This is a genomic window from Flavobacterium limi (assembly GCF_010645075.1).
In the GTDB taxonomy this organism is placed as follows: domain Bacteria; phylum Bacteroidota; class Bacteroidia; order Flavobacteriales; family Flavobacteriaceae; genus Flavobacterium; species Flavobacterium limi.
The window spans coordinates 21,129-46,092 of the sequence record NZ_JAADZV010000014.1; the positions used below are offsets into that span (position 1 = coordinate 21,129).

At 35.4% G+C, this 24,964-nt stretch carries 17 protein-coding genes; 4 read left to right on the forward strand and 13 right to left on the reverse strand.

The genetic code is table 11. The features are described from left to right. Positions 1-55: 55 nt before the first annotated feature. Both GXM16_RS21180 and GXM16_RS21185 read right to left on the reverse strand, forming a co-directional pair. Positions 56-673: a TetR/AcrR family transcriptional regulator gene (locus GXM16_RS21180; RefSeq protein ID WP_163396492.1), complete on the reverse strand. Its 618-nt coding sequence runs from the start codon at positions 671-673 to the stop codon at positions 56-58. 89 nt (positions 674-762) lie between these two features. After that, a complete protein-coding gene (locus GXM16_RS21185; protein ID WP_163396493.1) occupies positions 763-1,530 on the reverse strand; it encodes an SDR family oxidoreductase in 768 nt (255 codons plus the stop codon). A gap of 103 nt (positions 1,531-1,633) precedes the next feature. On the opposite strand from GXM16_RS21185, the gene GXM16_RS21190 reads away from it, so the two are divergent. The 4 genes from GXM16_RS21190 to GXM16_RS21205 all read left to right on the forward strand — a co-directional run bounded on the left by GXM16_RS21190 (position 1,634) and on the right by GXM16_RS21205 (position 4,482). Next, entirely contained in the window at positions 1,634-2,062 is a 429-nt protein-coding gene (locus GXM16_RS21190; protein WP_163396494.1) for a winged helix-turn-helix transcriptional regulator, read from the forward strand. A gap of 297 nt (positions 2,063-2,359) precedes the next feature. Then, on the forward strand, positions 2,360-2,548 hold the full coding sequence (locus tag GXM16_RS22955) for a hypothetical protein (protein ID WP_229684415.1): 189 nt from the start codon (positions 2,360-2,362) through the stop codon (positions 2,546-2,548). 152 nt (positions 2,549-2,700) lie between these two features. After that, the gene (locus tag GXM16_RS21200) at positions 2,701-3,549 is read left to right on the forward strand and encodes a type 1 glutamine amidotransferase domain-containing protein (RefSeq protein ID WP_163396495.1); all 849 of its coding nucleotides are present in this window, start codon (positions 2,701-2,703) and stop codon (positions 3,547-3,549) included. Positions 3,550-3,591: 42 nt separating this feature from the next. Continuing rightward, positions 3,592-4,482, forward strand: coding sequence for a helix-turn-helix domain-containing protein (locus GXM16_RS21205; protein ID WP_163396496.1), 891 nt, complete (start codon positions 3,592-3,594; stop codon positions 4,480-4,482). Positions 4,483-4,703: 221 nt separating this feature from the next. Here GXM16_RS21205 and GXM16_RS21210 read toward each other — a convergent pair whose 3' ends face one another. The 11 genes from GXM16_RS21210 to GXM16_RS21260 form a co-directional block, all read right to left on the reverse strand. Beyond that, complete coding sequence (locus tag GXM16_RS21210; protein ID WP_163396497.1) at positions 4,704-5,684, reverse strand: M20/M25/M40 family metallo-hydrolase; 981 nt, start codon at positions 5,682-5,684, stop codon at positions 4,704-4,706. Positions 5,685-5,710: 26 nt separating this feature from the next. Then, the gene (locus GXM16_RS21215) at positions 5,711-6,043 is read right to left on the reverse strand and encodes an L-rhamnose mutarotase (protein ID WP_163396498.1); all 333 of its coding nucleotides are present in this window, start codon (positions 6,041-6,043) and stop codon (positions 5,711-5,713) included. 5 nt (positions 6,044-6,048) lie between these two features. Then, positions 6,049-7,017 (reverse strand): sialidase family protein, encoded by a 969-nt coding sequence (locus tag GXM16_RS21220; protein ID WP_229684416.1) that lies wholly within the window; start codon positions 7,015-7,017, stop codon positions 6,049-6,051. A gap of 92 nt (positions 7,018-7,109) precedes the next feature. Continuing rightward, positions 7,110-8,795 (reverse strand): PNGase F N-terminal domain-containing protein, encoded by a 1,686-nt coding sequence (locus GXM16_RS21225; protein ID WP_163396500.1) that lies wholly within the window; start codon positions 8,793-8,795, stop codon positions 7,110-7,112. A 151-nt stretch (positions 8,796-8,946) separates the two neighbouring features. Next, positions 8,947-10,536: a SusD/RagB family nutrient-binding outer membrane lipoprotein gene (locus GXM16_RS21230; protein WP_163396501.1), complete on the reverse strand. Its 1,590-nt coding sequence runs from the start codon at positions 10,534-10,536 to the stop codon at positions 8,947-8,949. 30 nt (positions 10,537-10,566) lie between these two features. Continuing rightward, on the reverse strand, positions 10,567-13,896 hold the full coding sequence (locus GXM16_RS21235) for a SusC/RagA family TonB-linked outer membrane protein (protein ID WP_163396502.1): 3,330 nt from the start codon (positions 13,894-13,896) through the stop codon (positions 10,567-10,569). 260 nt (positions 13,897-14,156) lie between these two features. Beyond that, the gene (locus tag GXM16_RS21240) at positions 14,157-16,814 is read right to left on the reverse strand and encodes a glycoside hydrolase family 3 N-terminal domain-containing protein (protein ID WP_163396503.1); all 2,658 of its coding nucleotides are present in this window, start codon (positions 16,812-16,814) and stop codon (positions 14,157-14,159) included. A gap of 12 nt (positions 16,815-16,826) precedes the next feature. Further along, positions 16,827-19,070: a GH92 family glycosyl hydrolase gene (locus tag GXM16_RS21245; protein ID WP_163396556.1), complete on the reverse strand. Its 2,244-nt coding sequence runs from the start codon at positions 19,068-19,070 to the stop codon at positions 16,827-16,829. An 11-nt stretch (positions 19,071-19,081) separates the two neighbouring features. Continuing rightward, the gene (locus GXM16_RS21250; protein WP_163396504.1) at positions 19,082-20,566 is read right to left on the reverse strand and encodes an alpha-L-fucosidase; all 1,485 of its coding nucleotides are present in this window, start codon (positions 20,564-20,566) and stop codon (positions 19,082-19,084) included. A 39-nt stretch (positions 20,567-20,605) separates the two neighbouring features. Then, complete coding sequence (locus GXM16_RS21255) at positions 20,606-22,456, reverse strand: beta-galactosidase (RefSeq protein ID WP_163396505.1); 1,851 nt, start codon at positions 22,454-22,456, stop codon at positions 20,606-20,608. Positions 22,457-22,467: 11 nt separating this feature from the next. Beyond that, complete coding sequence (locus GXM16_RS21260; RefSeq protein ID WP_163396506.1) at positions 22,468-24,780, reverse strand: beta-N-acetylhexosaminidase; 2,313 nt, start codon at positions 24,778-24,780, stop codon at positions 22,468-22,470. Positions 24,781-24,964 lie beyond the last annotated feature (184 nt).

Genomic DNA, 24,964 nt, shown 5'->3' on the forward strand with positions numbered 1-24,964 from the left:
TATTGTACATTGTTTATAATTTGAACGACGTTCATTTTTTTGGTTAAAATTTTTTTTAAAGTTTTTCTATCATTTTTAAATACTCATTGTATCCGTCATACAAAATGGTATCCGGATTTGTAAGATTTACGTTTTTAATCCTCTGATGAATTTCAAGACAGCACATACCGTGTACCAGACTCCAAACCATAAACGACAGAGGTTCTACACTGTGACCTTTAAAATGTCCTTTATTTATACATTCTTCAATAGTTTTTTTAACTAATTCAAATGCTGAACATCCTTCCTCCCAATCTTCATTTTCAGATTCTTTCAGGAATTCTATTGGAGCTTTTAGATTAAACATTAAATCGTACATTTCAGAATTTTCAAGGGCAAATTTGATATACGTAAAACCCATTTTTTTTAGCCTTTCTTTCGGATCTTCTATAGTATATAAATCCATAAAATAACTATCTAATTCCTGAAAACCTATTGTATGAAGATCATGTAAAATATCATTTTTATCTTTAAAATAAACATAAACAGTACCTACACTGTAGTTAATTTCTTCAGCAATATTTCTTATGGTAGTCTGTTCAATTCCTTTTTCTACAAAAAGCTTTTTAGCACCTTTTAATATCAGGGCTTTTAGAGCTTCTTTTTCTCTTGCTTTTCTATCAACTATACTCATAATTATTTCTTTCCAGCATTACTTCTGTCAAAGATATAAAATAAAATGAACGTCGTTCATTTTTTATTTAGTTAAATATTTTATGCCAGTTAGGCTTGTAATCTCGCACTAATACCTTTATTGTTCAATAACTTGTAAGCCACTTTTGGCAAAAATCTATTCAAAAAATAAATTGCTTTTGTATCGCCAACACGAATAGTGTAAGTATTATTTTTTAGTCCTTTTATCAGAGCATCAATCAGCACATGAGGTGTTATCGATTTACCTTCCATTCCAACAGACATATTTGTTTTTACCAGTGGCGGTAATAACTCAAAAACTTTAAGGCTGCTTCCTATTATCTGTAAATGATCACGTAACGATTCTGTATAAAAACGTACGGCAGCTTTTGATGCAGAATAAGTTGGTACAAGATTCGACGGGGTATAACTTAATATAGATGATGTATTAATTATGGCCGATTCTTTTCTGCTTTTAAGCATATCTAAGAAAAGATCGTTTAAAAGAATAACACCAAGGTAATTGGTATTAATTTCTATAGCTGCTTTTTCAAAATGTTTCGAATTGCTAAAACCTAAGTTATTCTGGCCATACATTATTCCAGCGTTATTGTACAGTATATCAATCCCGCCCATTTCATTGATTTGATTGTATAAGGCAACTGCTGCTTCCCTGCTTGATGCATCACTTTTGATAGTTGTAATCGATGGATACATTTTTTTGGCCAGATCTAATTTCTTCTGATCCCTTCCTGTGATGATCACTTTTGCTCCTTCTTCAACAAATTGTTTTGCAGCTTCTAATCCGATTCCTGCAGAACCACCGGTGATCAAAATTGTTTTTCCTTTTAGTTCCATAATTTTTTAGTTTAATTTATTATCTGTATATTTGCTTTCAAAATGCAAGTACAAATATAAACACATTTACTTGTAAAATGCAAGTAATTATAAAATTATTTTTATGAAAACTCAAAAAAAGAGATCAGACTGCCCGGTAAGCTTTTCCCTTGAAGCCTTTGGTGATAAGTGGTCACTGCTGATTGTGAGAGATTTAATGCTGCATAAAAAATGTACTTATGGCGAACTTGCAAAGTCTGATGAGAAGATAGCAACCAATATTCTGGCGGCAAGACTGCTATCTTTAGAAGAAAACGGAATTATTCAGAAACTGGAACATCCGGACAGCAAAGCCAAAGTATTGTATCAATTGACACAGAAAGGAATAGATTTAATTCCGATAATTGTTGAGATCAATTTATGGGCGGAAAAGTATATGGAAATTCCTGAAAAAAGAAAAGAATTAGTATCTCAAATGAATGCTGACAAAGAGGGATTTATTAGAAACAGTATTAATGAGCTTAAGGCAGCCCATATTGAAAAAACGAAATGATAAAACTATTCCATTGTCCGTAAAATTAATGTGACAGGGTTTTTGACAATTTTTTGAGAGAGGTTAAAACATAGGCATAGACGAAAAACGTGAGTCCTCTCCTTGGGCTGTAGGTTTTTCAGAAGTATAATTTACATTAGCAGTAATGCTCCAATTCTTATCTAAACTCAAGGGTAGCTGGTTTGCCAGCACCAGAATATTTAGGCAATTTTTGTTGGCTTTTTTGAAATTCTTTGTGGCACCTTAATCCTAATCGGACTTTTTATACGTTTAGCAAGTATTCCAATTATCATCATCATGCTTGTAGCAATCGCAACGACAAAAGGAGAAATTCTAAAAAACGATGGCTTCTGGAAAATGCTTCATGAAAGCAGGACTGACTGGGCAATGTTACTTGGAGGAATCTTTCTTTTAATTGAAGGAGCCGGTAAATGGTCGTTTGATAAGAAATTAAGCCAAAATAAAAAGAGAAGAAGAATAATTTAAACATATAGCATTTTTTTAACCAGCTCTGCCTGATGATCACTTTGTACAATAAACAAATTGAGTAGTATTTTGTATCAAAAATTCCGTATTCTGTATAATTTATTAATCGGCCCCAATAGTACATTTGAGGTGAATAATTTAATTTACATATTATGACAGTTTCTTCTATTTTTTTAAACGGCAGTAAAATATCCAAAAAGTCAAAACTGATAAAACCCGGCACACCTCTCTTAAAACTTCTAACACTTCTTACAGCCTTTTTGTGCTGTAGTCAAACTGAGATTTCAGCCCAGACCCAAATTCCTGTTAATAAAAGAAAAAAAATATTAATAGTCGTTTCAAGTCAGGACAAAAAGGGTGAGCCTAATATTACAGCAGGTTTTTGGTTTCCTGAACTTACACATCCACTGGAAGTCTATGACAAAGAAGGCTACGATATTGATATTGCAAGTCCTAAGGGAGGACTTCCTCCATTTGACGGTTTTAATTTGACAGATCCTGTTAACAGCTGGTTTTGGACCAATCCTAAATACCGCAATAAACTTGGCACTACCATAAAATTTTCAGATGTAAATCCATCAAATTACATTGCCATACAAATGGTTGGAGGACATGGTCCGATGTTTGATTTTACAGACAATAAGGAACTGCATTACATAACCAGAAAAATATATGAAAATAATGGAATTGTCAGTGCAGTTTGCCATGGTCCGGCCGGATTAATCAATCTGAAACTGAGCAACGGCAAACTTCTGATTGATGGAAAAAGAATCACTGCCTTTTCCGCAGCAGAGGAACAAAACAGGGATTTTACTAGATTTGTACCTTTTGAACTGGAAAAAAAACTAAAAGAAAATGGTGCTGTTTTTGAGAAAGCGGCCGAAATATTCGGTGTAAAAGTCTGTACCGACAGCCGAATTGTAACAGGCCAGAATCCTGCTTCTGCCCACGAGTTCGGGGAAGCTGTAGTTGCAGCAATAAAAAGTCTGCAACAAAATTAATTTAGCGATTCTAATCTAAAAATCAGATTAAAAATTATTAAAATGCATTATAAAAAAATAAGTGATCTGTATAAATCCAACGGATACCCGCCGCCACAGCATCCGCTTTTCGGAATGGCAGTGCTTGAAAACTCAGGAAGCCCTTCAGGTAAGAATATTGATTATACCAGTAATTTTTACTTAATTGGCTTAAAACGTGTGCAGTCAGGACATATGCATTACGGTAAAACCACATACGATTATGACAGTGGCAGCATGTTCTTTTTTAAGCCCGGACAGGTTATTTCTATTCGTGATGTGAAACTAGAAGCAAAAGGTTTTGTGCTTCATATACATGAAGATCTCTTATTAGGGCATCCCCTGCATAAAAACATACAGGAATACGGCTACTTTGATTACGAGGCCAACGAAGCACTGCATCTTTCTCCACGTGAAGAAGAAATCATGTGGGAACTATACAAAAAACTCGAAACGGAATACCATAACAATCCTGACGAATATACTCTTTCGATTATATTATCCCATATTGATTCTATGCTGAATTATGCACAGCGTTTTTACAACCGCCAGTTTATTAACCGAAAAACCATATCAGGAAGTATTGTTACCGCTTTTCACAATTGCCTCAAAGAATACTTTAACACTGGAAAAGCCCAAAAAGATGGTCTTCCAAATGTGCAGCAAATGGCTTCTATACTTCATGTTTCGCCAAAATACTTAAGCGATTTACTAAAAGCAGAAACGGGGAAAACAGCGATTGAACTCATTCACATACATCTAATAAGAGAAGCCAAGAACCTTCTCAAAGGAGATGAGAAGAGTATCTCTGAAATTGCTTATCAGCTTGGATTTGAAAACTTGCCGTACTTTTCAAGACTTTTCAAAAAACAAACGGATCAGACTCCTTTTAATTACAGAAAATCAATAAACTAAAAAAGGTATTACTAAAAACAAAAAAGCCACTCGATTTGAGTGGCTTTTGATGTGATCCTAACTAAACAAAATTCGAACCTTTTATTGGAAGATTTGAAACTTTTAGCCAGCTCTTTTGAGAAAATAATATAATTGAAAACAGAAAAGTATCCCATAATACTGAAACACAAAAGTTTATATAGCACGGAAAGTTAATTAAAAACCAACAGCAGCATTATAAGTTAATTCTGTTTAATAAAATACAGTTGTTGCGGGTCATTTGCAATTGCTACTAAAGCATTGTAAATATATTGAGATACCAAAGCACCGCCCTGAATATTTATTAAATCTATATCGTCTTCGGGTGTATGATATTGCGGGTGGCCTCCTGTATGAAATCCTATAGCAGAAATAGCAGCTTTATAAAATGATACATGATCTGAGCCTCCAACTTCACCAGCATGTATGACCGGATTCAGGGTACTGTTTTCACCCAATTTCTTCATCAATTCTACTCCATTCGGAAATGTTCCTGCACCGCCCATGTAAATTTGCTTCTCCTCATTAAGCCTTCCAACCATATCCATATTCAGCATTACTTTCACGGCATTTTTTTCTACCGGCAAATGAGACACAAAATATTTAGAACCCAATAAGCCTTCTTCTTCCCCACTAAAAGATATAAAAATAATACTCCTTTTAGGTTTGACTTTAGCATTTGATAATTCCTGAAGTATACACAACAAAGCCGAAACCCCGGATGCATTGTCATCTGCTCCGTTATGAATGGCGAAAGCTTCTTTCTTTTTACTTCCCGAATTTTGTCCTCCCCAGCCCCAGTGATCATAATGAGCCCCTATTACTATATATTCATTTTTTAGCTTTTCATCAGAACCTTCGAGATACCCTACAACATTTTGAGTATTGACACTATCCGATTTCACTTTATTGATTCCTTCTTTTACAAATAGTTTAAAAGTTTGATAGTAATTTCTGTTGAATTCCTTAAGACCATATTTTTTGAAATATCTTTTAATGTAAGATGCCGCTTCATTATTGCCTTTTGTACCAGGAAAACGTCCCTCCATTTTATCAGAAGACAGGTATTTATCATGTTTATAAAATGTTTTGGCGTTAATCCCATTCTGACCATTTATAGTGGTATTAAAAAATAATACACTAATGATAAAGACCTGATATTTTAAGTTTTTAAAAAATAGCATTGTATTTCTTTTTGTAAATTTCAAAATTATTTAAGTTGGAAAATTTTATCCATTAACACCCACTTCTCTCCCGGTTTTGAATCCGGCAGTGCTTTTTGAAATTTCCACATCAAAGTTTCCCATTCCTGAACTTTTGAATTTGATGCATCCTTTTCTGCTTTTTCTTCGAATGAAAAATCAGAATTGGCCTCAATAATCATAAACAAACGGTCGGCAACATTATAAATTTCAAGATTGATAATTCCGGAATCTAAAATGCTCTTCTGTACTTCTGGCCAGACGTTTTTATGAAATTCGATATATTCGGTAATTAAATCCGGGTCATTTTTTAAGTCCAGGGCAAGGCAAATTTTTTGCATCTTCTTTATTTTAAATTAAAAGTAGTGTGTTTAATAAATTCACGATTATAAGTATATAAAATGTGTACTTTTTTATCTGAGGTCTGGATAATGGCCGGGTAACTGAATTCGCCTTCTTTTTGATTTTCCAAATCAAATAATTTGCTCCAGTACAGACCATCTTTAGAATATTCTACATCCAGGACATTTCTTCCATTAAACCAGTCATTACCCATCCTTAAAGGATTATTAACCAATAAAAATGACTTATCTGACAAAGTCAGTGCATCTACTCCCGAATTCGAATTTACAACGTTTATACTGTCTGTTTCCTGCCAGGTCTTACCATTATCCTCTGACCAGCTTGAAATTAATTTATTGTGTTTGCTTCTGGAAAGCATCTGAATCTTATTCGGGGAATGCACAAGAAACGTTGGCTGAATAATTTCAAATTCTTTATTGTTTTCAACGGCTATTTTCTGCCAGGACTCAGTTGCTTCAGTATACTTTTCTACGTGAACTCTCCATTTATTGTCTCCAATACTTTCTGTACTGCTTCCGCATAGAATAATGCCTGGTGTAGTTTCTATTGGTTTGTTTTTGACAGGGCCGAGAATTCCATCGGGAAGATATTTGGGACCGCTCCAGGTGTTTCCGTTATTATCTGAAACAATCATAGCGCCAAACCATTCCCTTGGATTTTTCCCGACTTTATAAAACAAATATAATTTTTCACTTTTGCTCTTAAAAAGTACCGGATTCCAGCAAGGTAAAGTATCTTTTTGTGTTATTAAAGGAGTGACAAGATTTAAAGGTGCTGACCACTTTTTATCTTTATAAACAGAAAAATATATGCCTACATCTTTGGCACCTTCATATTTTCCTCCAAACCACGCAGCCATCAATTTATTTGGCTCAAGTTCAACTAATGTTGCAGCATGGCTGTTTTTTGTTATTGGCTGACTTGTTATGAAGGTTTCAGTTATATTGTTCACTTTTAATTTCCTTACTGAAGTGCAGGAAAGACTCACCAAAACTAATAATATCGGAAAAAAATTAAACTTTAAAATCATTGCTTATTTAAAAATTAATTATTCAATCGACCAACCAAAGTTCCGGAAATATTCCAGTGGTTTGTACTGAGACCTTCATTTGGTCCTTGTTCTATAATTACCTCTATCACATGATTCCCTTTTGGTAATTTCAGCGGAATAATATAAGGAGGTGTTAATGTTCCCGGACACCAATTTGAGCGGCTTAAATCACTTGAAGATAAACCATCAGCAAAATTACCTGAAGCAGGATTAGATAATCGATATGTGGCACAATCAGTTCGCCAGGGAATAATTTTAAAAACTTCTGTACCGTCTACAAATATTTTATTCATTCTTGGTACAAACTCATCTCCATTTCCCCATCCGCCATGACCTGTTGTAGTATACAGGAGCTGTAAATTTTCTACTTCGTCCTTAATTTCAAAATTTACCTTCAAAGTATCGTTAATAAAAAGGCCACCATAATTTTGGCCTTCCATTTCCATAGTATTAACTGTCGAAAATAAAGGTGTTATGTATTTTTGTTTATTTGGTTTGCCTTCGTTATTTACTGATGGGTAAGCATCCAGTTCAAGACTTACTATGTGTCCGCCAGCATCATAATTACCAATAAAAACCCCAATCCAGATTTCATCTTCGTCTGTTGGAATAAGAGAACTGACATCTTCTTTGCAAACTACTTCTCCTGCCCAGTTATAATTGTTTATTTTTCGTTTCTCATTAAAATAATTAACCCCAAATGGCGTAAAAAACCTCATTATTTCAATTGCCGGCAGATAGCCTGTTTCCTTTTTTATTCCCTGATATTTATTTTTTTTATTATCGGTATAAACTGGTAATCGATCCAGTCCATGTAAATAAGCATCTAATAATGTAGTGGTATTTCTCTCTTTTTTTGCAGGAATAATAAATATCGAACCGGTCCTGTCATATGCATCGCCATTAGATTTACAGGTTAGTTTGGCAAAAATGGCATTGCTGTTTTTTAACTCCGGAGTAATTTTTATTTTTTTTAGGACTACGCTTCCTTTAGAAAAATGATAAACCTTATCTTTTTCAAGCTCTGTCTCTTTTGGAATAATACTATTGGGATCAAAATTTAAAATTTCGTTATCAAAAATCTTTAAGACTTTATACCTTGAATTTATGGCAATTTCTTCGAATTCCGATGCATTAACCGCTTGGGTTTTATCATCATAATTAAGTTGAGGGATATATTTTTTTTCTTTACTGACAGCACTCGCAATAAGAGTATAATTTCCATTAACAGCCAATTGTAAAACAAGAGCATTTTTATTTGGCAAATAATTATTATTGGGAGTTCCTTTTACCTTAGTCTTTTCAGTGTACCAGACATCAATTCTGTTTGAAAAATAAGAAAAAGAAACATGCTTACATTCGTATCCTAATATTACACGGGTATCATTTTCTTTTTTAGGAGCAGGCAGGCTGTCAAATGGAATTATTTTTTTGAAAACTGTATTTCCGTTCTTGATGGTGCTAACGTTATACTCGTTTTTTAAATCAATGTATTGCTGTATTTTATCATTTGGTTTTGATAAAAAAACCATTTGATTGTGCACATAGATTTCGGTATTCCCGCTAGTTTTTTTCCCGTTTTGAAATCTATCATACGTAATTTTATATACCTCTGATTTGTTCTGAGCAACAAGTACTGAAGAAAACAACAACCATATAGCACTAAAAAATTTTACCATGTATTTACTATTTTTTAATTATTGATAAAAATTTAAGTAAAAAAAACTTTAAAAAACAGAGGTAAGAATTTCATCTTACCTCTGTTAAAACTGATAACTGTAGGCGATTTAAATCGCGCTTATTAATTAGTTAAATTTATTGTAGCTAAAATTACTTTACATCCCAGAATATTTTAGTACTTAAATTATCATTTGCTTTAACAGCATTATAATTATCCGGATTATAAACACTCTCTGAAGTTGGATATGTCCAGCGTGTTGGCGGTGTTTTTCTGATACTGCTTGTTTCATCTTCACGGAATGGCAGAGCGGGAAGTTTCAATCTTCTTTGTTCAGCCCAGGATTCATCAGCCTGCATGATATTGTAATGAATGTACTTTTGAAAAGCAATTAATTCCAATTGAGCTGCCGGTGTTGTTGCTCCGCCAAAGTTAATAGCAGTAATATAAGCATCAATTTCAGCTGTTGTTGGTTCTGTAGCTGGTTTCCAATTTAAAACATCAGCTTTATCACCTAATCTTACATAATACTCTACAGATTGTCTGATGGCTTTTTCGAAATGTGTTTTAGCTGTTGCCGCATTTCCATTTCTTGAATAGTACTCTGCAAGAATCAGGTTTACTTCAGGAGCATTTATTAAAGTTCCAGGTAACCATTTATTTCTACTGAGAACCGAACGATTATAAACTGCAATTTTACCATCAGTTATTAATTGTGTCTGAGCGCCGGATGCCAATGTAGGATCCAGTCCTTCATAAGTTGGAGCAACTATCGTCACATTGTTTACTACACGTGATCCTTTTTCAAACAACCAGGGTTTACGAGGATCATTATTTGCATTCATATGGTCAATCATTGGTTTTGGAGCAAGATTGTTTAAATCATCTTCTAAAGCATTAATAAAACCTGAAGTATCTAAATCACTATCCTGAGTATAAACCCTGAAAGCAATATTTTCAATATTTTCATCTACAATTTGTCCACTTGCAATAATTTCAGCCATTTCAGTATTTGCTCGTGTTGCAAAAGCAGGAACTGCCGAAACTCTGTTCAACATTCTTAAACGTAAAGAATTACAATAGTTTTTCCAGCTTATCAGGTTTCCTTTATTGATCAGATCCTGATTTTTGAAATCTAGTTCCACATCAGAAGACAAAGTAATAGAATTCAATTCAGCAGAAAAGGCTTTCAATTGATCCAACATCATGGTATATAGTTCCGTTTGATTATCATACTTAGCCAATGCAGCTGCATAATTAGTTCCCACAACACTAATAAAACCGGATTTAGAGAAAGGAATATCTCCAAAGTTATCAATCATTTTTTGAGTATGATCGTATAAATAAATCGTTGAAGTAACGGTATAGATTCTGTTTTCAGCCTGTTTAGCAGCTGGCAAAGCAGCCATTACTTTTTCCAGTTCTCTATATTGTACAATAAATTTATAAAATCGATCCCATCTATTAGTTGTTGCAGCTCCTGAAACATACCGTCCTGACGAGTTTACAAACCCATGCCCCTGTGTGTAGCTAAGAGAAGTAGATTTTAGAACTGTATAGTAATTCCAATAAGAAGGAATTACATCCTCGTAATTAATTTTCATGAATCCGGCAAACTGTTTAGATACAGTAGTTGTTTCAACCGTAGACGGATTTGGATACGCGTCTGCAAAATCGTCTTTTGAGCAAGAGCTCAAAAAAACTGCTGCAGTTGTTAGCGATATATATAATAATTTTTTCATGTTATATTTTTTAAATTATGAAATATCAAATTAAAAAGAGGCTCTCAACATCACTCCAATACTTCTCGTAGCCGGATTTGTTCCTGCGTTGTTTATATTTTGAGACCATTTAGAGCCTGCAGTAGTTGCTTCAGGATCCATATCCTTAATCGATCTGTAGATGAAGAATAAGTTACGTCCGTAAGCTGAAAAATTAACTTTAGAAGCACCAATTTTACTGGCCCATGCACTTGGCAGGCTATATGATAAGGATATCTCTCTCATTTTTATATAGTTGTTTTCCTGAATATACAATTCATAACGAGAGCTGCTGTATTGAGGCCCTCCCCAGTTATAAGTCATATTATAGTAACCAGCCTGAGAGATTACATTAGTATTTGGTGCTCCATCTGCTGTTACACCAGTCATCAACATTCCGTCACGATATAATGTTTGACCACCCGGTCCGCTTGTAGCACTATTAGGAACCTGAACCCCTTTACCATTAGCATCTACATAATAAGTAAGACCACCACGCTCATTAGTACTATAGTTTAAACTTTCTTCTGTCAATCCTCTTGAAGTCATCCAATTAACTCCTGTTGGCATCAAATACCCTCCATAAGAATAATCAATATTAACATCTAAAGTGAAATTTTTATAAGTGAATGAGTTCAGAAGACCTCCAACTCCCTGAGGCATTGCACTACCATATTTTTGCCATTTATCTCCATCAATCATATAAAACCCATCAGAGTCAACCATTTTATTACCATTTTCATCCGTCTTTACAGGATGCGCATAAATACCTCCCATTGGATCACCTACTACTGATTTTAATTGAGCTGCTGATCCATCATAGTCCGCATGCAATAATTCAGATGCACCGTTAGCCAGTTTCACAACTTTGTTTACATTTTTGGCCCAGTTTAAAGTAACATCCCAGGAAAAAGATGCCGTTTTTACTGGAGTACCGGTCAAAGAAATTTCAACTCCCTGATTACTCAATTCCCCAACATTCGCTAAAATTGACGATGCGCCTGTTGTCTGTGCCAGTGTCAAATCTAGAATTTGATCATAAACTTTTGCATTATAGTACGAAATATCCAGTCCCAATCTTCTGTCGAAGAATTTGGTTTCAAAACCAAACTCATATTCGTTTTTCATTTCAGGTTTTATTAGTTCGTTACCGTATTTATCCATAGAATTAGTAATTAATACCGGGATCTGTGTTCCCTGGTTACCTAATGTAGTCTGATTGTAAGCTACATTTGCCTTATACAACTCCGGATAGTTCCCAACAATACCCCATGAAGCGCGTAGCTTTGCATAACTGATTACTTCTGGTAATTTAACCGCTTCAGACAATACAAAAGATGAATTTACAGAAGGATATGTAAATGCATTATTATTAGGATTCATAGTAGAAGTACGGTCTCTTCTTAATGTTCCTTCAAGGAACAGGTAGTTTTTGTAGCTACCGTTTATAGTTCCAAATACAGCGTCTTTTACAACTTTATATTTTGTATCAGTACTCTTTGGCATGTTCACTGAGGCATTCATATCATACCAGCCTTCAACACTCAAACCTCCATCTGTAAATCTTGCTACAGTTGATCCGGTTTCTCTTGTTGCAGTATAGCCGGCTGAAGCACCAATTTCAAAAGTTTCATTAATTTTTTTGTTATATGTTAACATCACATCTCCATAAAGAATATTATAGTCTTTAGCATCCATTTGATAAGAACCAGTACCAAATCCATAAACCAAAGGCTTTTCAATTGGGTTTTTAGTTTCTACATTTACTGAAGTTAAATCTGTCGAAACACGACCACGTAACTTCAAATCCTGATTAATCGTATAGGTTTCAGTAACACTGGCAATCAAACGATTTGTAATTTCGTCTTGTTGATTTGCATCTGTATTCCAAAAATAATCGGCAACATCTGCCTTGAAACCATTACGAATAATATTTTCATCCGGAGTCAAACTTTGATTGGAACCTGTAACATATTTGTATCCTAAACTGGTTCTGTATTTAGCTTTATACCAATCACCATTATCAAACGGACTTATCATACCTGTAAAGTTATTGATCAGTCGGTCCATACCAATAGCACGGTTATGAATATTTTGATTCATATAGCTAACGATTACATCAGTTTTCAGATTTTCACCAGTTTTGAATGATGCATTCAGGTTTAGCGTATTCTTTTTATTCATGTTCTCCATACTCAGACCTTTTGATTCATTGTGCGTGTAAGAAAAACGAATACTGCTGTTATCCGTATTATTGGAAAGTGCAATGTTCGTTACTCCATCCCATGAATTTTGGAACATGTTTTTGTATCCGTCTTTTTGAGCTGAATAAGGACGAACAACTCCATCCCATGACATAATTGGCTGACCATCGAACCACGGTCCAAAGTTATTCGTACTGGCTGAAACACCTCTGGTATCGTTAATTCCATCATTATTTGTATCATAATAGGCAAAACCGTCAGGTGCTAAGTATCCAGTAGAATAATTGGCATTTGTCCAGCCCGGACCTCTTTCATATTGAAATCTTGGCAAGTATGCAATTTGGTTTTGCGCATAACTGGTACTAAAATCTACGCCAAGTCCTTTTTTTCCTTTACCTGATTTCGATGTAATCAATACAACTCCATTTACAGCTTCAGAACCATACAATGCAGCTGCCGAAGCTCCTTTAAGAATAGATATGCTCTCAATATCCTCAGGATTGATATCAGCCAGACCATTGCTTCTAAGACGCTGATCAGCCCAATAATCATTATTTTTAGCCTCTCCATCGCGAATTGGAACACCATCTAAAACAATAAGCGGTTGGTTTTTACCCGTGATAGAGTTAATACCACGTATCTGGATATTGATATTTCCGGCTCCACCCGGAGTGGAAGTGATACGCACACCTGGCGCTTTACCATACAAAGCATTAGCTACAGTAGGCGAGCCTGTCTTAACGAGTGCTTCAGACTTAATTACGCTGGTAGCATATCCTAAAGCCTTTTTCTCCTTAGACTGACCAAGTGCAGTTACTACAACTTCTCCTAATTGCTCGCTGCCTGCACTTAAAGCTACATTAACAGTTGTCTGTCCTGAAACAGGAACTTCTTTTGTAGCAGAACCTACATAAGAAAATATCAAAATTGCTGATTGATTTGGAACATCAATGCTGTATTTTCCATCAAAATCAGATGATGTATTGGTTTTAGTTCCTTTAACATTCACATTAACTCCCGGAATTGGCATTCCATCAGCATCTGTGATTGTTCCTTTTACTGTCGCTGTCTGAGCCTGAAGATTCTGAAACCCGAACAGGAAAAACAAAAACAGTAATTTTAATACTTTTTGATTCATAAGTTTAATTGTTTTTTGAGTTAATAACATGTTAAATTTACGGATCGGTTTTGTTAAGTAAATCATTATTTCGACAAATGACAGCTTTGAAAAGGCGTTGGTTAAAATTTGAGTTAAAACAACGTAATTCCTTTCAAAATCTTTACTTTTTCCAGCATTCAGCATTGTTAAAACTGGCTATTTGTTAAATTGATAAAAGAATTCTAACCAAAACCTACTGAACACTAAATATTTTCTATTTTTTACTAAGAAATGTGTTGCTACAGAACTTTAAAGTGTAACTTTTGTAAATCTACTGAGTTGCCTCCAATCATAACTTCAAAATCACCTGGTTCTACTACTCTCTTCATTTCTCTGTTCCAGACAGATAACTCATCAGGTGTCAGTGTAAATTCAACCTTTTTTGTTTCACCTTTTTCGATGAACAACCTTTTAAAACCTTTTAATGTTTTTCTTGGAGTTGTTACGCTGCTGTAAACATCATTAATGTATAATTGCACCACTTCATCTCCATCATAATTCCCAATATTTTTAACATTTACACTAATTTTTAATTCTCCATCTGCTTTAATTTCATTCGTATTGATGGTGAAATCTGAATATTCAAACTTGGTATAACTTAATCCGTAACCGAAATTATACAACGGATTTTCGCTTTCGCTAACATATCTGTGAATCGCTGATGGTTTTTGGTTATAGTATATAGGTAACTGCCCCACTGATTTTGGAACTGTAATTGGCAATCTTCCGGCTGGATTGTAGTCTCCAAATAAAACATCAGCGACAGCTCTTCCTCCAAGTTCACCCGGAAACCATCCTTCAACAATGGCAGGAATATTATCTGCAATCCAGTTTGTAGACAGCGGACGTCCATTTAGTAACACACAAACTACCGGAGTTCCTGTTTTCTGAATGGCTTCGATCAATTCCTGCTGCATTCCGTGTAAATTCAAATCGGCAACATCTCTGTTTTCTTCTACTAATTCGTTGGACTCTCCTAAAACTACAATTGCAACATCTGCTTTTTTAGCGGCATCGATTGCTGGCTGCATATTTACTTTTTCTAAATTCCAACGCAAGTGCGCTCTGGCTCCCCAGCCTCCTTCCCACATCTCAATGCGGACTTTGTATTTTTTACCTGCTTCGATATTTTTTGGAGTAGTTACGATACTTGTAGCTCCTTTTGACCAGTTGTCAATTACCAACTCATCGTCAACCCACATTCTGATTCCATCATCTGAACTTAAACCTAACCAGCCGTCAAAAGATTTATCTGATTGAATATATCCTGTCCAACGAATAGAGAAATCATCCACATTTACACCATCACCAGGAGCCCAAGGCCAGTCAAATTCCAATTGGCTGTCGATACGCGTTAAAACTGGAGTTCCCTCTAAATTTCTGTTGTTAAAATATTCACCTTTTAATCCGTTTTGAGATCCATCTGAAGTAAATAAATATTTTGATGGAATTGCTTGTCCTTTTACAATCAGCGGTACACCTTCTTCATAAACAACATTTGCCGTTTTGCCAACCACTTGCTGAATACCTTCAAAAACCGTTGTTCCAACACTATTTTTTGGAGCATAACCACCCATTCTAGAAGCATTTGCGTTAGGTCCGATAACCGCAATATTTTTAAGGTCTTTTTTTAATGGAAGAAGATTGTTCTCGTTCTTCAATAAAATCATTGATTTTTGAGCCGCTTCTAAAGCAACAGCCTGATTTTCTTTGGTATGAAAACGCTCTTTGATCAGGTTTTTATCGGTAAACGGATTTTCAAATAATCCTAATAAGAATTTCAAACGTAAAACTGCTCCCGCAGCACGATCAATATTTTCCTGAGTTAATTTTTTCTCATTAACTAATTCAATAATAGTGTTTTGCCAGAATTCATTACTAAAATCGTAAAACTGCATATCAACTCCTGCAGAAACAGCTTCTCTAATACTTTCTTTTGGAGAATCAGCAACTTTATGCGTTGTCTGAATGTATTTAATAGCTCCTAAATCAGAAACTACAAGCCCTTTAAATCCCCATTCTTTTCTTAGAACATCTGTCAATAACCAATGATTAGCTGCACAAGGAATTCCGTCTAACTCAGAATAGGCACACATGGTTCCTAAAGCACCGCCTTTTCTAAATGCTTTTTCGAATGAAGGCAAATGATCTTCACGGGCTGAACGTTCTCCAACTAAAATGGGCGAAGAATTTCCTCCCGCCTGTGGAATACCGTGAACCGCAAAGTGTTTAGGCTCAGCAATAATAGAACGATCCGATTTTAAATTGTCTCCTTGTAATCCTTTGATGAATGCCAAACCAATTTCGCTGTTCAGGAAAGCATCTTCTCCAAAAGTTTCAGCCACTCTTCCCCATCTTGGCTCACGTCCTAAATCTAAGTTGGGTCCAAATCCAAAATGAACTCCGTGTGCTCTGGCTTCCATGCCAATAACTTTTCCAACTTTGTCAATAACAGCTGTGTCCCAGGTTGCTCCAAGCCCTATATTCATTGGAAAAGCGGTACTTCCTTCGTCTAAATATCCATGAAGCATTTCGCACATAATCAAAGCAGGAATTCCCCAGCGATTGCCTTTGATTACATTAGTCTGCAGATCGTTGATCATTTTCGCTGAACGCGGATACAAATCATGAATTGCTCCAATTCCTAATTTCCCGATTTTTTCGGCCGATTTAGATTTCGCAAAATCTTCTTTTTCTTTAAAAAAATCTCCTCGGTACATATCCATCTGACGCACTTTTTCTTCAAGTGTCATACGGCTTAATAAATCTTGTACCCGCTCTTCTACCGGCAGTTTGGCATCCTGATACGGATACTTTTTCTGCGCATGGCTCTGGTTAAAAAAACCAACAGCCATTACAAAAATAATGGCCGTTTTCTTCATTCTTAATTGTAACATAGTTGTGTGTGTTTAGTTTTGAATCACTTTAAGCTTTGTTCCATTCACAAAATCATCATGTGAAATAAAAAAGCTGTTCAGTGTTTTTCCGTTTAGCTCAATCGAATTGATTTTTCCACCATTATTAAGTTGTCTTTCAATTACAATGCTTTCTTTTTTATAATATCTTGGATCTAATTTGATCGTTATTCTATGAAACAATGGTGCTGTGATAGTGTAAATTGGATCACCCGGCGATATTGGGTAAATTCCCATCATCGAATATACCAGCCAGGCTGACATTGTTCCTGTATCATCATTTCCGGGTAACCCTTTTGGTTTGTTTTGGAAATATTCTGCAACAAGTTTTTTTACCATTTCCTGACTTTTCCATTCTTCTCCTTTTATATAATTGAATAAATACGGATACGCAATATCCGGCTCGTTTGCCATATCAAATTGTTTGCTGTCAAAAACCTTTTGCAGCTGATCTGAAAAAAGCTTATCACCGCCCATAAGTTTGATTAATCCTTTAATATCGTGCGGTACCATAAAAGCGTATTGCCATGCATTTCCTTCAATGAAACCAACATTTTCCTGAAAATTAGCTCCTGATTCAGGATCAAAAGGTTCATACCATTTTCCGTTAGCTGTTCTTGGCCGAAGTAATTTTAAATCCTTGTCATATAATTTTCGGTAAGATAATGAACGTTTTGTAAAACGCTTATAATCTTCTTTTTCGCCTAAAGCTTTCGCTAAAAGTGAAATCGCATAATCTGAAGTATTGTATTCCAGTGTTGTAGAAACGGGACCGCGATAATTTGTTGATACATATCCTTTTTCGACATATTCTTTAAGTCCTGGACGCAGCGGATTATTTTCCATTTGATCAGCACCTTTTAACATGGCATAGTAGGCTTTGTGAAAATCAAAATCCTGAATTCCTTTTAAGCTGGCATCAACTATCACGATACTTGCGGGATCTCCTACCATGGTAAAAGTTTCAGTTGAATTTAATTCCCATTTTGGCAGCCAGCCGTTTTCATCATACATTTCCAGCATACTTTTTATCATATCCGATTGTTGCTTAGGATAAACCAAAGATGTCAACGGATGCATGTTGCGATAGGTATCCCATAAAGAAAATGTGGTATAACGAGTGCCTTCGGTTTTTGCAATCTTAGTTCTTTTTATTACAGGATATTCGCCGTTGACATCGTTTAAAGTATTTGGGTGAATTAAAGTGTGGTACAATGCCGTGTAAAAAATCGTATTATCGTCATTTGTTCCTCCTTCAACTAAAATTTTTGAAAGTTCTTCATTCCATTCGTTGTAAGTATCTTTATAAACCGCTTCAAACGATTTGTTTCCAGTTTCTTTTTCTAAATTTTCTCTTGCATTTTCAATACTTACATACGAAATTCCAATTTTAACCTCAACGGTTTCCTGCTTATCAAATTTATACGTAAAATAAGTTCCAATACTATCCCCAACAACCGTTTTGATGCTGTTATCCATCATTCTGGTTTTGCCGTTGTACGTCATCCATTGTGCTTCTGTGCCTTCATATTTTGAAGGCTTTTTCCAAACTCCGAATTTGTGTGCTGGTTTGGAAAATTTTGCCACAAAATAAACCGGATAAGCATCTTCCGGACTGTTGTAACAAAACGAACCAACCGAACGCATTCCTTCAATTTCTGTCGGCGACACTACTTTTACCATCGCACCTTCTTCATTTGTTAAACCTAAACCAAGATTCAGTAAAATGTTTGATTGCCCTTTCGGAAAAGTGAATTTGCTCACACCAACTCTTTTTGATGCCGTAAATTCTGCTTTTACATTGTATTTGTCAATATCTACGCTGTAATACGCTGCTTTTGCCACTTCATTTTTATAAGTTGAACCGTATTTTAAATGATTAGTTTCTACTGCTCCCATTGTTGGCATCAATATTAAAACGCCTAATTCAGGACAGCCAACACCGCTGATATTAACCTGACTGAATCCGGTTAAAAAAGTATTTTCGTTTACATACGGATTCGAAAGCCACTGACTGTCTTTTTCCATCGGTGTACCTTTTATTCCAGCCACATTAAACGGACTAATACTCGCCATTCCTCTTGGTGCAATTGGTCCTGGAAAAGTGGCTCCGTAGTTGGAAGTTCCAATGAACGGATTCACAAAATCGGCAGGCTCCTGTGCCAAAATAGTGATGCTAAAAAACAGCATGTACAAAATGCATACTGTTTCAATTTTATTTTTAATATTTAAAACCATAGGTTTCATTCTTATCTGTTAATCGCTTCGATTTTTAAAGTCCAGGCTTCTTTTGCAGGAAGATTATTTCTTAAACTTTCCGGAATTGTAACTGTAAATCCGTTATCTGCTTTTATCCATTTCAATGAAGTTTTAGATCCTAACATTGTAATTTTCGTTCCTTTTTTAGGGCTGATTGATTTCACAATAATTTCTGCCGGAATTTTATCTTCTCCTTGTTTAGCTAAATAAAATGCGAATACATTTCCTGCTTTGTTTTGAGTAAAACAAATGTTTTCTTCTTTGTAAGGCTCAATTGGTTTAGTGTTGTAAATCGCTGTGCTGTTTACTTTCATCCAGTCTCCGTAAGCTTGTAACAAATCGTAAGCACCTTTATCCCATTCCCCTTCGGGACTTGGCGCAACGTTTAACAATAAGTTTCCACCTTTAGCCACGATATCAATTAACATATGAATACCTTGTCTTCCAGTCATATATTCTGCACCTGGAGAATATGACCATCCACCGCCTGCTGGAATACAGGATTCCCAAGGATAAGGCAATGTTTTCGCAGGAACACGTCCTTCCGGAGTTAAGTAGTTTTGATTTTTACCGTGAACGGCTCTATCTACAACGATCAAACCTGGTTGTTTTGCACGCGCTTTAACCACCAATTCATCCATTTTCGGATCCTGATTTACTACTCTGTGTTTGATGAAACCGTTTTTAGATTCGTTTTCTGTAAACTTTTCAGCATAGTTTTCTTTGATGTTAACCTGGTCTCTTTTACGAACCCATCCTCCATCTAGCCAAAGGATATCTACTTTTCCGTAGTTAGTCAGGATTTCCATAATTTGATTATGAGTGAAATCAACGTATTTCTGCCATTTTTCCGGGTATAATGACGGATCGTAGTTTACGTTTCTGTCGAATGGCGGAAAATAGGGATCCCAGTAGTTTTCGTTATGCCAGTCTGGTTTAGAGAAATAAGCTCCAGTTGAAATTCCTTCACCTCTAAAAGAGTTGAAAATCTCTTTTAAAACATCTGCTTTTGGATTTGTATGAAAAGGAACGTCGTTACTAGTAATCTTATAATCAGAATATTTAGTATCGTACATATTGAATCCGTCATGGTGTTTTGTAGTGAAAACCATGTATTTCATTCCTGCATATTTAGCCGCTTTTGCCCATTTTGCAGGATCAAATTTTACCGGATTAAAAGTCTTTCTTAAACCTTCATAATCTGCAATGTACTGATTGTAATTAGCAGGATTGCTTCCTTTTTTACGTTCACACCATCCGTAATCTTCCGGGCAGATAGACCAGGATTCTACGATTCCCCACTGGCTGTAAGTTCCCCAGTGCATTAGCAGACCAAATTTTTTACCCTGCCATTTGTCTAAGTTTTTCAATACCAATGGATCTGTTTCCGGCACATATCGCTCATCTTCATAAATGGCCTGCGAAAACATTTGAACTGAGAATAAAAGAGCGATTATGAATGTTGCTTTTTTCATCTTTAATCTGTTTATTGGGTTTTGTTTATTCTTTTGTTTTTAGTTTAATTTATCAAGTATCGGCTGGTCTGTAAAAATTAATTCTGTTTTGTTGTTTTCGTTAAGCTGTTCCAATACAACAAACTTATTTTCACCTTTTTTCAACCAGCAACCTGGTACATAAAGTGTTTGTTGCGGGCCTACTTTCCAGTAACGTCCAAGATTATGTCCGTTCACAAATACAATTCCTTTTCCCCAATTTGTCATGTCAAGAAAAGTATCAGCAGGTTTATCTATGTTTACAGTAGATTCATATAAAACTGGTCGTTTCGGTTTTATCGTTTCATTTTTAATGGCTGGAACATCATTCATCGGCATTTTATACATTTCCCATCCGCCACTAATTTCATATTCATTTATAAATACCGAACTAATGATTCCCTTAGTATTATGAACTATTTCGGCACCGTAATTAATACGTCCCATATTTTCAACCAGAATTTCTAAAATACCGTTAAAAGGAATCGTAACGGTCATTTCGTAGTTATTGAAAACTCTATTCAATTCGCCCACGTTAACTCCGTTTACATAAACTGCAGCAAAATCTCTCAATCCCTGAATTTTTAATTTTCCAGAAATGGGCTGCGTAAATCTTTTTCGATACAAAACATATCCATTTCCCTGCCCTAATTTTTCAAATGTTAATGGCTGATCGTTTATAACAGCTTTTTCTTTTTTGATCCAACTCAAAACATCCATACTCGATTTGATAGGCTGATTAGGATATTTTGTAACGGCTATTTTCTCTGGAATTGGTGTTAATTTCGTTTTAGAATACTTTTGCATTACATCACGTATAGCCATATATTTTGGCGTTGTCCAGCCCGCTTCGCTGATTGGAGCGTCATAATCATAACTTGTAATATCAGGCTGAATATCCTTTTCTTCATTATAATTTGCTCCAGAAGTAAATCCGAAGTTAGTACCGCCATGTACCATATAATAATTAAAAGAAACCCCTGCGTCAAGATACTTTTTAGTTTGGTTTGCAATCTCGTCAGATCCAATTTTAATAAATGGTTCTGCCCAATGATCCAGCCAGCCAGAATAAAACTCTGCTACCATATAAGGCCCCTGTCCTTTATGGAATTTATCAACCTGCTTCTTTAAATTATCAATATTGGATTCCCCATTTGCAGTTGGCAACACGCCATCAACCAAACCGCCTTCAAACAGCCAGGTACCATCTGAAGTAAAGAACGGTCCTTGAAAACCAGTTTGTTTAAGCGTATTGTAAATTGCTGTTTTGTACGCTGTATGATCAGCTGCAGCAATATCTGTTCTTTGAGAAACGTATGAACCAAATTCATTTTCAACCTGAACCATAATAATAGGCCCTCCCTGATTAGAAAAATATCCTTTTACCACTGCAGACAATTGCTCCAAATAAGTTTTGCAAGCTTCTAAAAATGCCTTGTTATTGGTACGAATTACTAAATCTGGATTATTTTGAAGCCACCAAGGATATCCTCCAAATTCCCATTCACCACATGCATACGGTCCTGGTCTAAGAATCACATACAATCCTTCACTTTTAGCGATACGTAAAAACTCAGCTAAATCTCTATTTTCTGTTTTAAAATCCCATACACCAGGTGCTGTTTCATGATAATTCCAAAATACATAAGTTGCTACGGTATTCATACCCAAAGCTTTAAGCATTTGCAATCTATGTCTCCAATATTCTTTAGGAATACGTGAATAGTGCATTTCGCCTGAATGTATTTTAACAACTTTTCCGTCTTGCTGAAATTCTCCTTTAGATATAGAAAATCCTTTGCTTTGTGCAATCCCAAAAACTGGCATCAATCCAATCAATAATATCCCGAGCTTAAATAGTATCTTATTCATTTTTTTATTAATTAATCAATTAAAATTTCATCGACAAACAACCAAGAGCTTTCTCCTTTTGGACTTTTCTTTAAATTGCCTCCGATTACTTTTACAAAACGTGCATTTTGTTTTTGGAAATTGATTTTGAAATCTTTCAGTTCCGGAACTGCATTCACGGCATAAGGACGCATAATTTTCCCTACCTGAGTATATTTAACGCCATCTGTAGAAATCAAGACTTTAATTTGAATTGGAAAATTAACTCCTGCACCCTGACTTTCTAAAGCTCCAACTTTTACCTGCTCGATGCTTTCTACTTTTTCTAAGTCGATAACCAATTCCATATCGTTTACCAGCCAAGCCTGCCATTGTCCGTCATGGAAATTTTTGCTTCCGCGAATGGTGTTTACCATTGTATTTGCATCTCCTTTATAATTCGAATTGTAAGGGGTTAAGTATTTTACTTTTTTAGCAAATCCTTTGTGGAAAACAATCGTATCCGTATATGTTTTTCCGACTGGTTTGTCATCTTGAAATAAAGAAGCTTTTAAAACTGTGGTTTCTTTGATTTCAATTGGACTGGTATATTTTATCGCATGATGATCGATATTTTTATCTCCTAAAACATAACGAATGTCTGGATTAGGAAACTCATTTTTCAATTCGACTTTGATTTGTTTATTCCCTAAATCAGCTGTAGAAGAAGCCGTTACCAAATAAGCACTTTTCGCATAATTGATTCCCTGATAATCGTAACGTTTCATCATAGTGAATAATCTAGTTGTGAAATCATTCCAATTGCGTTTCTCTTTCGGACTCCATAATGTTTCTGATAAAGCAGCCAATCTTGGGAAAATCATGTATTCAGAATCTTTTGGTCCTGCAATATGTTCTGCCCATAAATTTGCCTGTCCGCCTAAAACATGCGCAGCTTCTTGTGGCGTCATAGTTGAAACTACAGGATCAAATTTGTACACTTCATTTAACGGATTATATGCATCAAAAGCTAAAGGTTCTTCGTTTTGCGGACCTTGATAAAAGTTGAAATAACAAGGAGATTCCGGAGTCATAATGACGTCGTGACCCTGATCTGCCGCTTCTATTCCGCCTTTCATTCCTCTCCAGCTCATAACTGTTGCATCCGGAGCCAAACCGCCTTCTAAAATCTCATCCCAGCCAATAACTCTTTTTCCTTTTGAGTTGATGTATTTTTCCATACGCTTTACAAAATAGCTTTGTAATTCGTTGACATCTTTTAATTTCTCGTCTTTGATTCTCTTTTGACAATGCGGACATTTTGCCCAATTGGTTTTAGTCGCTTCATCACCGCCAATATGAATATATTTTGAAGGGAAAATCGTGATTACTTCATCAATTACATTTTGCAAAAATTCAAAAGTTGATTCCTTTCCTGCACAATAAATATCCGTTATCGGCCAAACTCCGCCTGACGGAACACCAATTCGCTGATTGAAACAAGCCAATTCAGGATATGCTGCGATCGCACTGCTTACGTGCGCCGGCATTTCGATTTCTGGAATTACTTCAATTCCTTTTGTTGCTGCGTATTTTACGATTTCTTTTAATTCTTCTTGTGTAAAGAACCCGCCGTAAGTTCCTTTTTGATCTGCTGTAACCGGAAGCCTTGCATTCCAAGATAAGCTTTCCTGATCTACTCTCCACGCTCCAACTTCAGTTAGTTTTGGATATTTTTTTATTTCGATTCTCCAGCCCTGATCGTCAACTAAGTGCATGTGCAAAACATTCATTTTGTGCATTGCCAAACGATCGATTGTAGCCAGAACGTAATTTTTATCAAAGAAATGACGCGATAAATCCAACATTAAACCTCTCCATTTAAAACGAGGTTCGTCGTTAATCGTCAAACTTTGAATTTCCCATTTTGCAGAAGTAATGACATATTTGCTTTCAATCGCTTCCGGAAGTAATTGTCTAACACTTTCTAATCCGTAAAGAAAACCAACATTTCCTTTTGCAGAAATCACAATGCTTGTCGGATTTACATCTAAAATATAAGCTTCGTTTTTTAAATTCGGATCTAGTTTAAACTGAACAAAATTACTTGCCGGAGCTTTAGTTGTCGTTTCTGGTTTCCATCCTGCAGCAATTTCAAATTTAGAAGCCAAAGCGTTTGCAGCATCTTTTTGAAAATCTCCGTTTACGACAAACTTTGTATCTTTTGTAAATTCAAAAACACCCGTTTTAATAAAAGTCTGACTCGGTTTCGGAATGATATGAATATCATTTTCTGTGTAAATTTTCTGCGCATTTGTCGAGAAAACTGAAGTGATTAGGGTTAGTAGGAATAGTAATTTTTTCATTCTTTGTTTTTTGGTTGTCACTTTGTGGTTAGTTTTTAAACACATAGAAACATAGTTTTTTTGTTGTGTTGAAAAGGCGTTTCACTTTGCATTAATTCACATAGTAAACGTTTTGTTTGTCATTTCGACGAAGGAGAAATCGCACTAGAAATTCCGCAACAATGATCTACAATCTTTGTGGTTA

What these genes read in the sequence shown, in the direction of transcription:
- GXM16_RS21180 (WP_163396492.1), bottom strand. Translation starts at nt 673, where the DNA reads ATGAGTATAGTTGATAGAAAAGCAAGAGAAAAAGAAGCTCTAAAAGCC.
- GXM16_RS21185 (WP_163396493.1), bottom strand. Translation starts at nt 1,530, where the DNA reads ATGGAACTAAAAGGAAAAACAATTTTGATCACCGGTGGTTCTGCAGGA.
- GXM16_RS21190 (WP_163396494.1), top strand. Translation starts at nt 1,634, where the DNA reads ATGAAAACTCAAAAAAAGAGATCAGACTGCCCGGTAAGCTTTTCCCTT.
- GXM16_RS22955 (WP_229684415.1), top strand. Translation starts at nt 2,360, where the DNA reads ATGCTTGTAGCAATCGCAACGACAAAAGGAGAAATTCTAAAAAACGAT.
- GXM16_RS21200 (WP_163396495.1), top strand. Translation starts at nt 2,701, where the DNA reads ATGACAGTTTCTTCTATTTTTTTAAACGGCAGTAAAATATCCAAAAAG.
- GXM16_RS21205 (WP_163396496.1), top strand. Translation starts at nt 3,592, where the DNA reads ATGCATTATAAAAAAATAAGTGATCTGTATAAATCCAACGGATACCCG.
- GXM16_RS21210 (WP_163396497.1), bottom strand. Translation starts at nt 5,684, where the DNA reads ATGCTATTTTTTAAAAACTTAAAATATCAGGTCTTTATCATTAGTGTA.
- GXM16_RS21215 (WP_163396498.1), bottom strand. Translation starts at nt 6,043, where the DNA reads ATGCAAAAAATTTGCCTTGCCCTGGACTTAAAAAATGACCCGGATTTA.
- GXM16_RS21225 (WP_163396500.1), bottom strand. Translation starts at nt 8,795, where the DNA reads ATGGTAAAATTTTTTAGTGCTATATGGTTGTTGTTTTCTTCAGTACTT.
- GXM16_RS21230 (WP_163396501.1), bottom strand. Translation starts at nt 10,536, where the DNA reads ATGAAAAAATTATTATATATATCGCTAACAACTGCAGCAGTTTTTTTG.
- GXM16_RS21235 (WP_163396502.1), bottom strand. Translation starts at nt 13,896, where the DNA reads ATGAATCAAAAAGTATTAAAATTACTGTTTTTGTTTTTCCTGTTCGGG.
- GXM16_RS21240 (WP_163396503.1), bottom strand. Translation starts at nt 16,814, where the DNA reads ATGTTACAATTAAGAATGAAGAAAACGGCCATTATTTTTGTAATGGCT.
- GXM16_RS21245 (WP_163396556.1), bottom strand. Translation starts at nt 19,070, where the DNA reads ATGGTTTTAAATATTAAAAATAAAATTGAAACAGTATGCATTTTGTAC.
- GXM16_RS21250 (WP_163396504.1), bottom strand. Translation starts at nt 20,566, where the DNA reads ATGAAAAAAGCAACATTCATAATCGCTCTTTTATTCTCAGTTCAAATG.
- GXM16_RS21255 (WP_163396505.1), bottom strand. Translation starts at nt 22,456, where the DNA reads ATGAATAAGATACTATTTAAGCTCGGGATATTATTGATTGGATTGATG.
- GXM16_RS21260 (WP_163396506.1), bottom strand. Translation starts at nt 24,780, where the DNA reads ATGAAAAAATTACTATTCCTACTAACCCTAATCACTTCAGTTTTCTCG.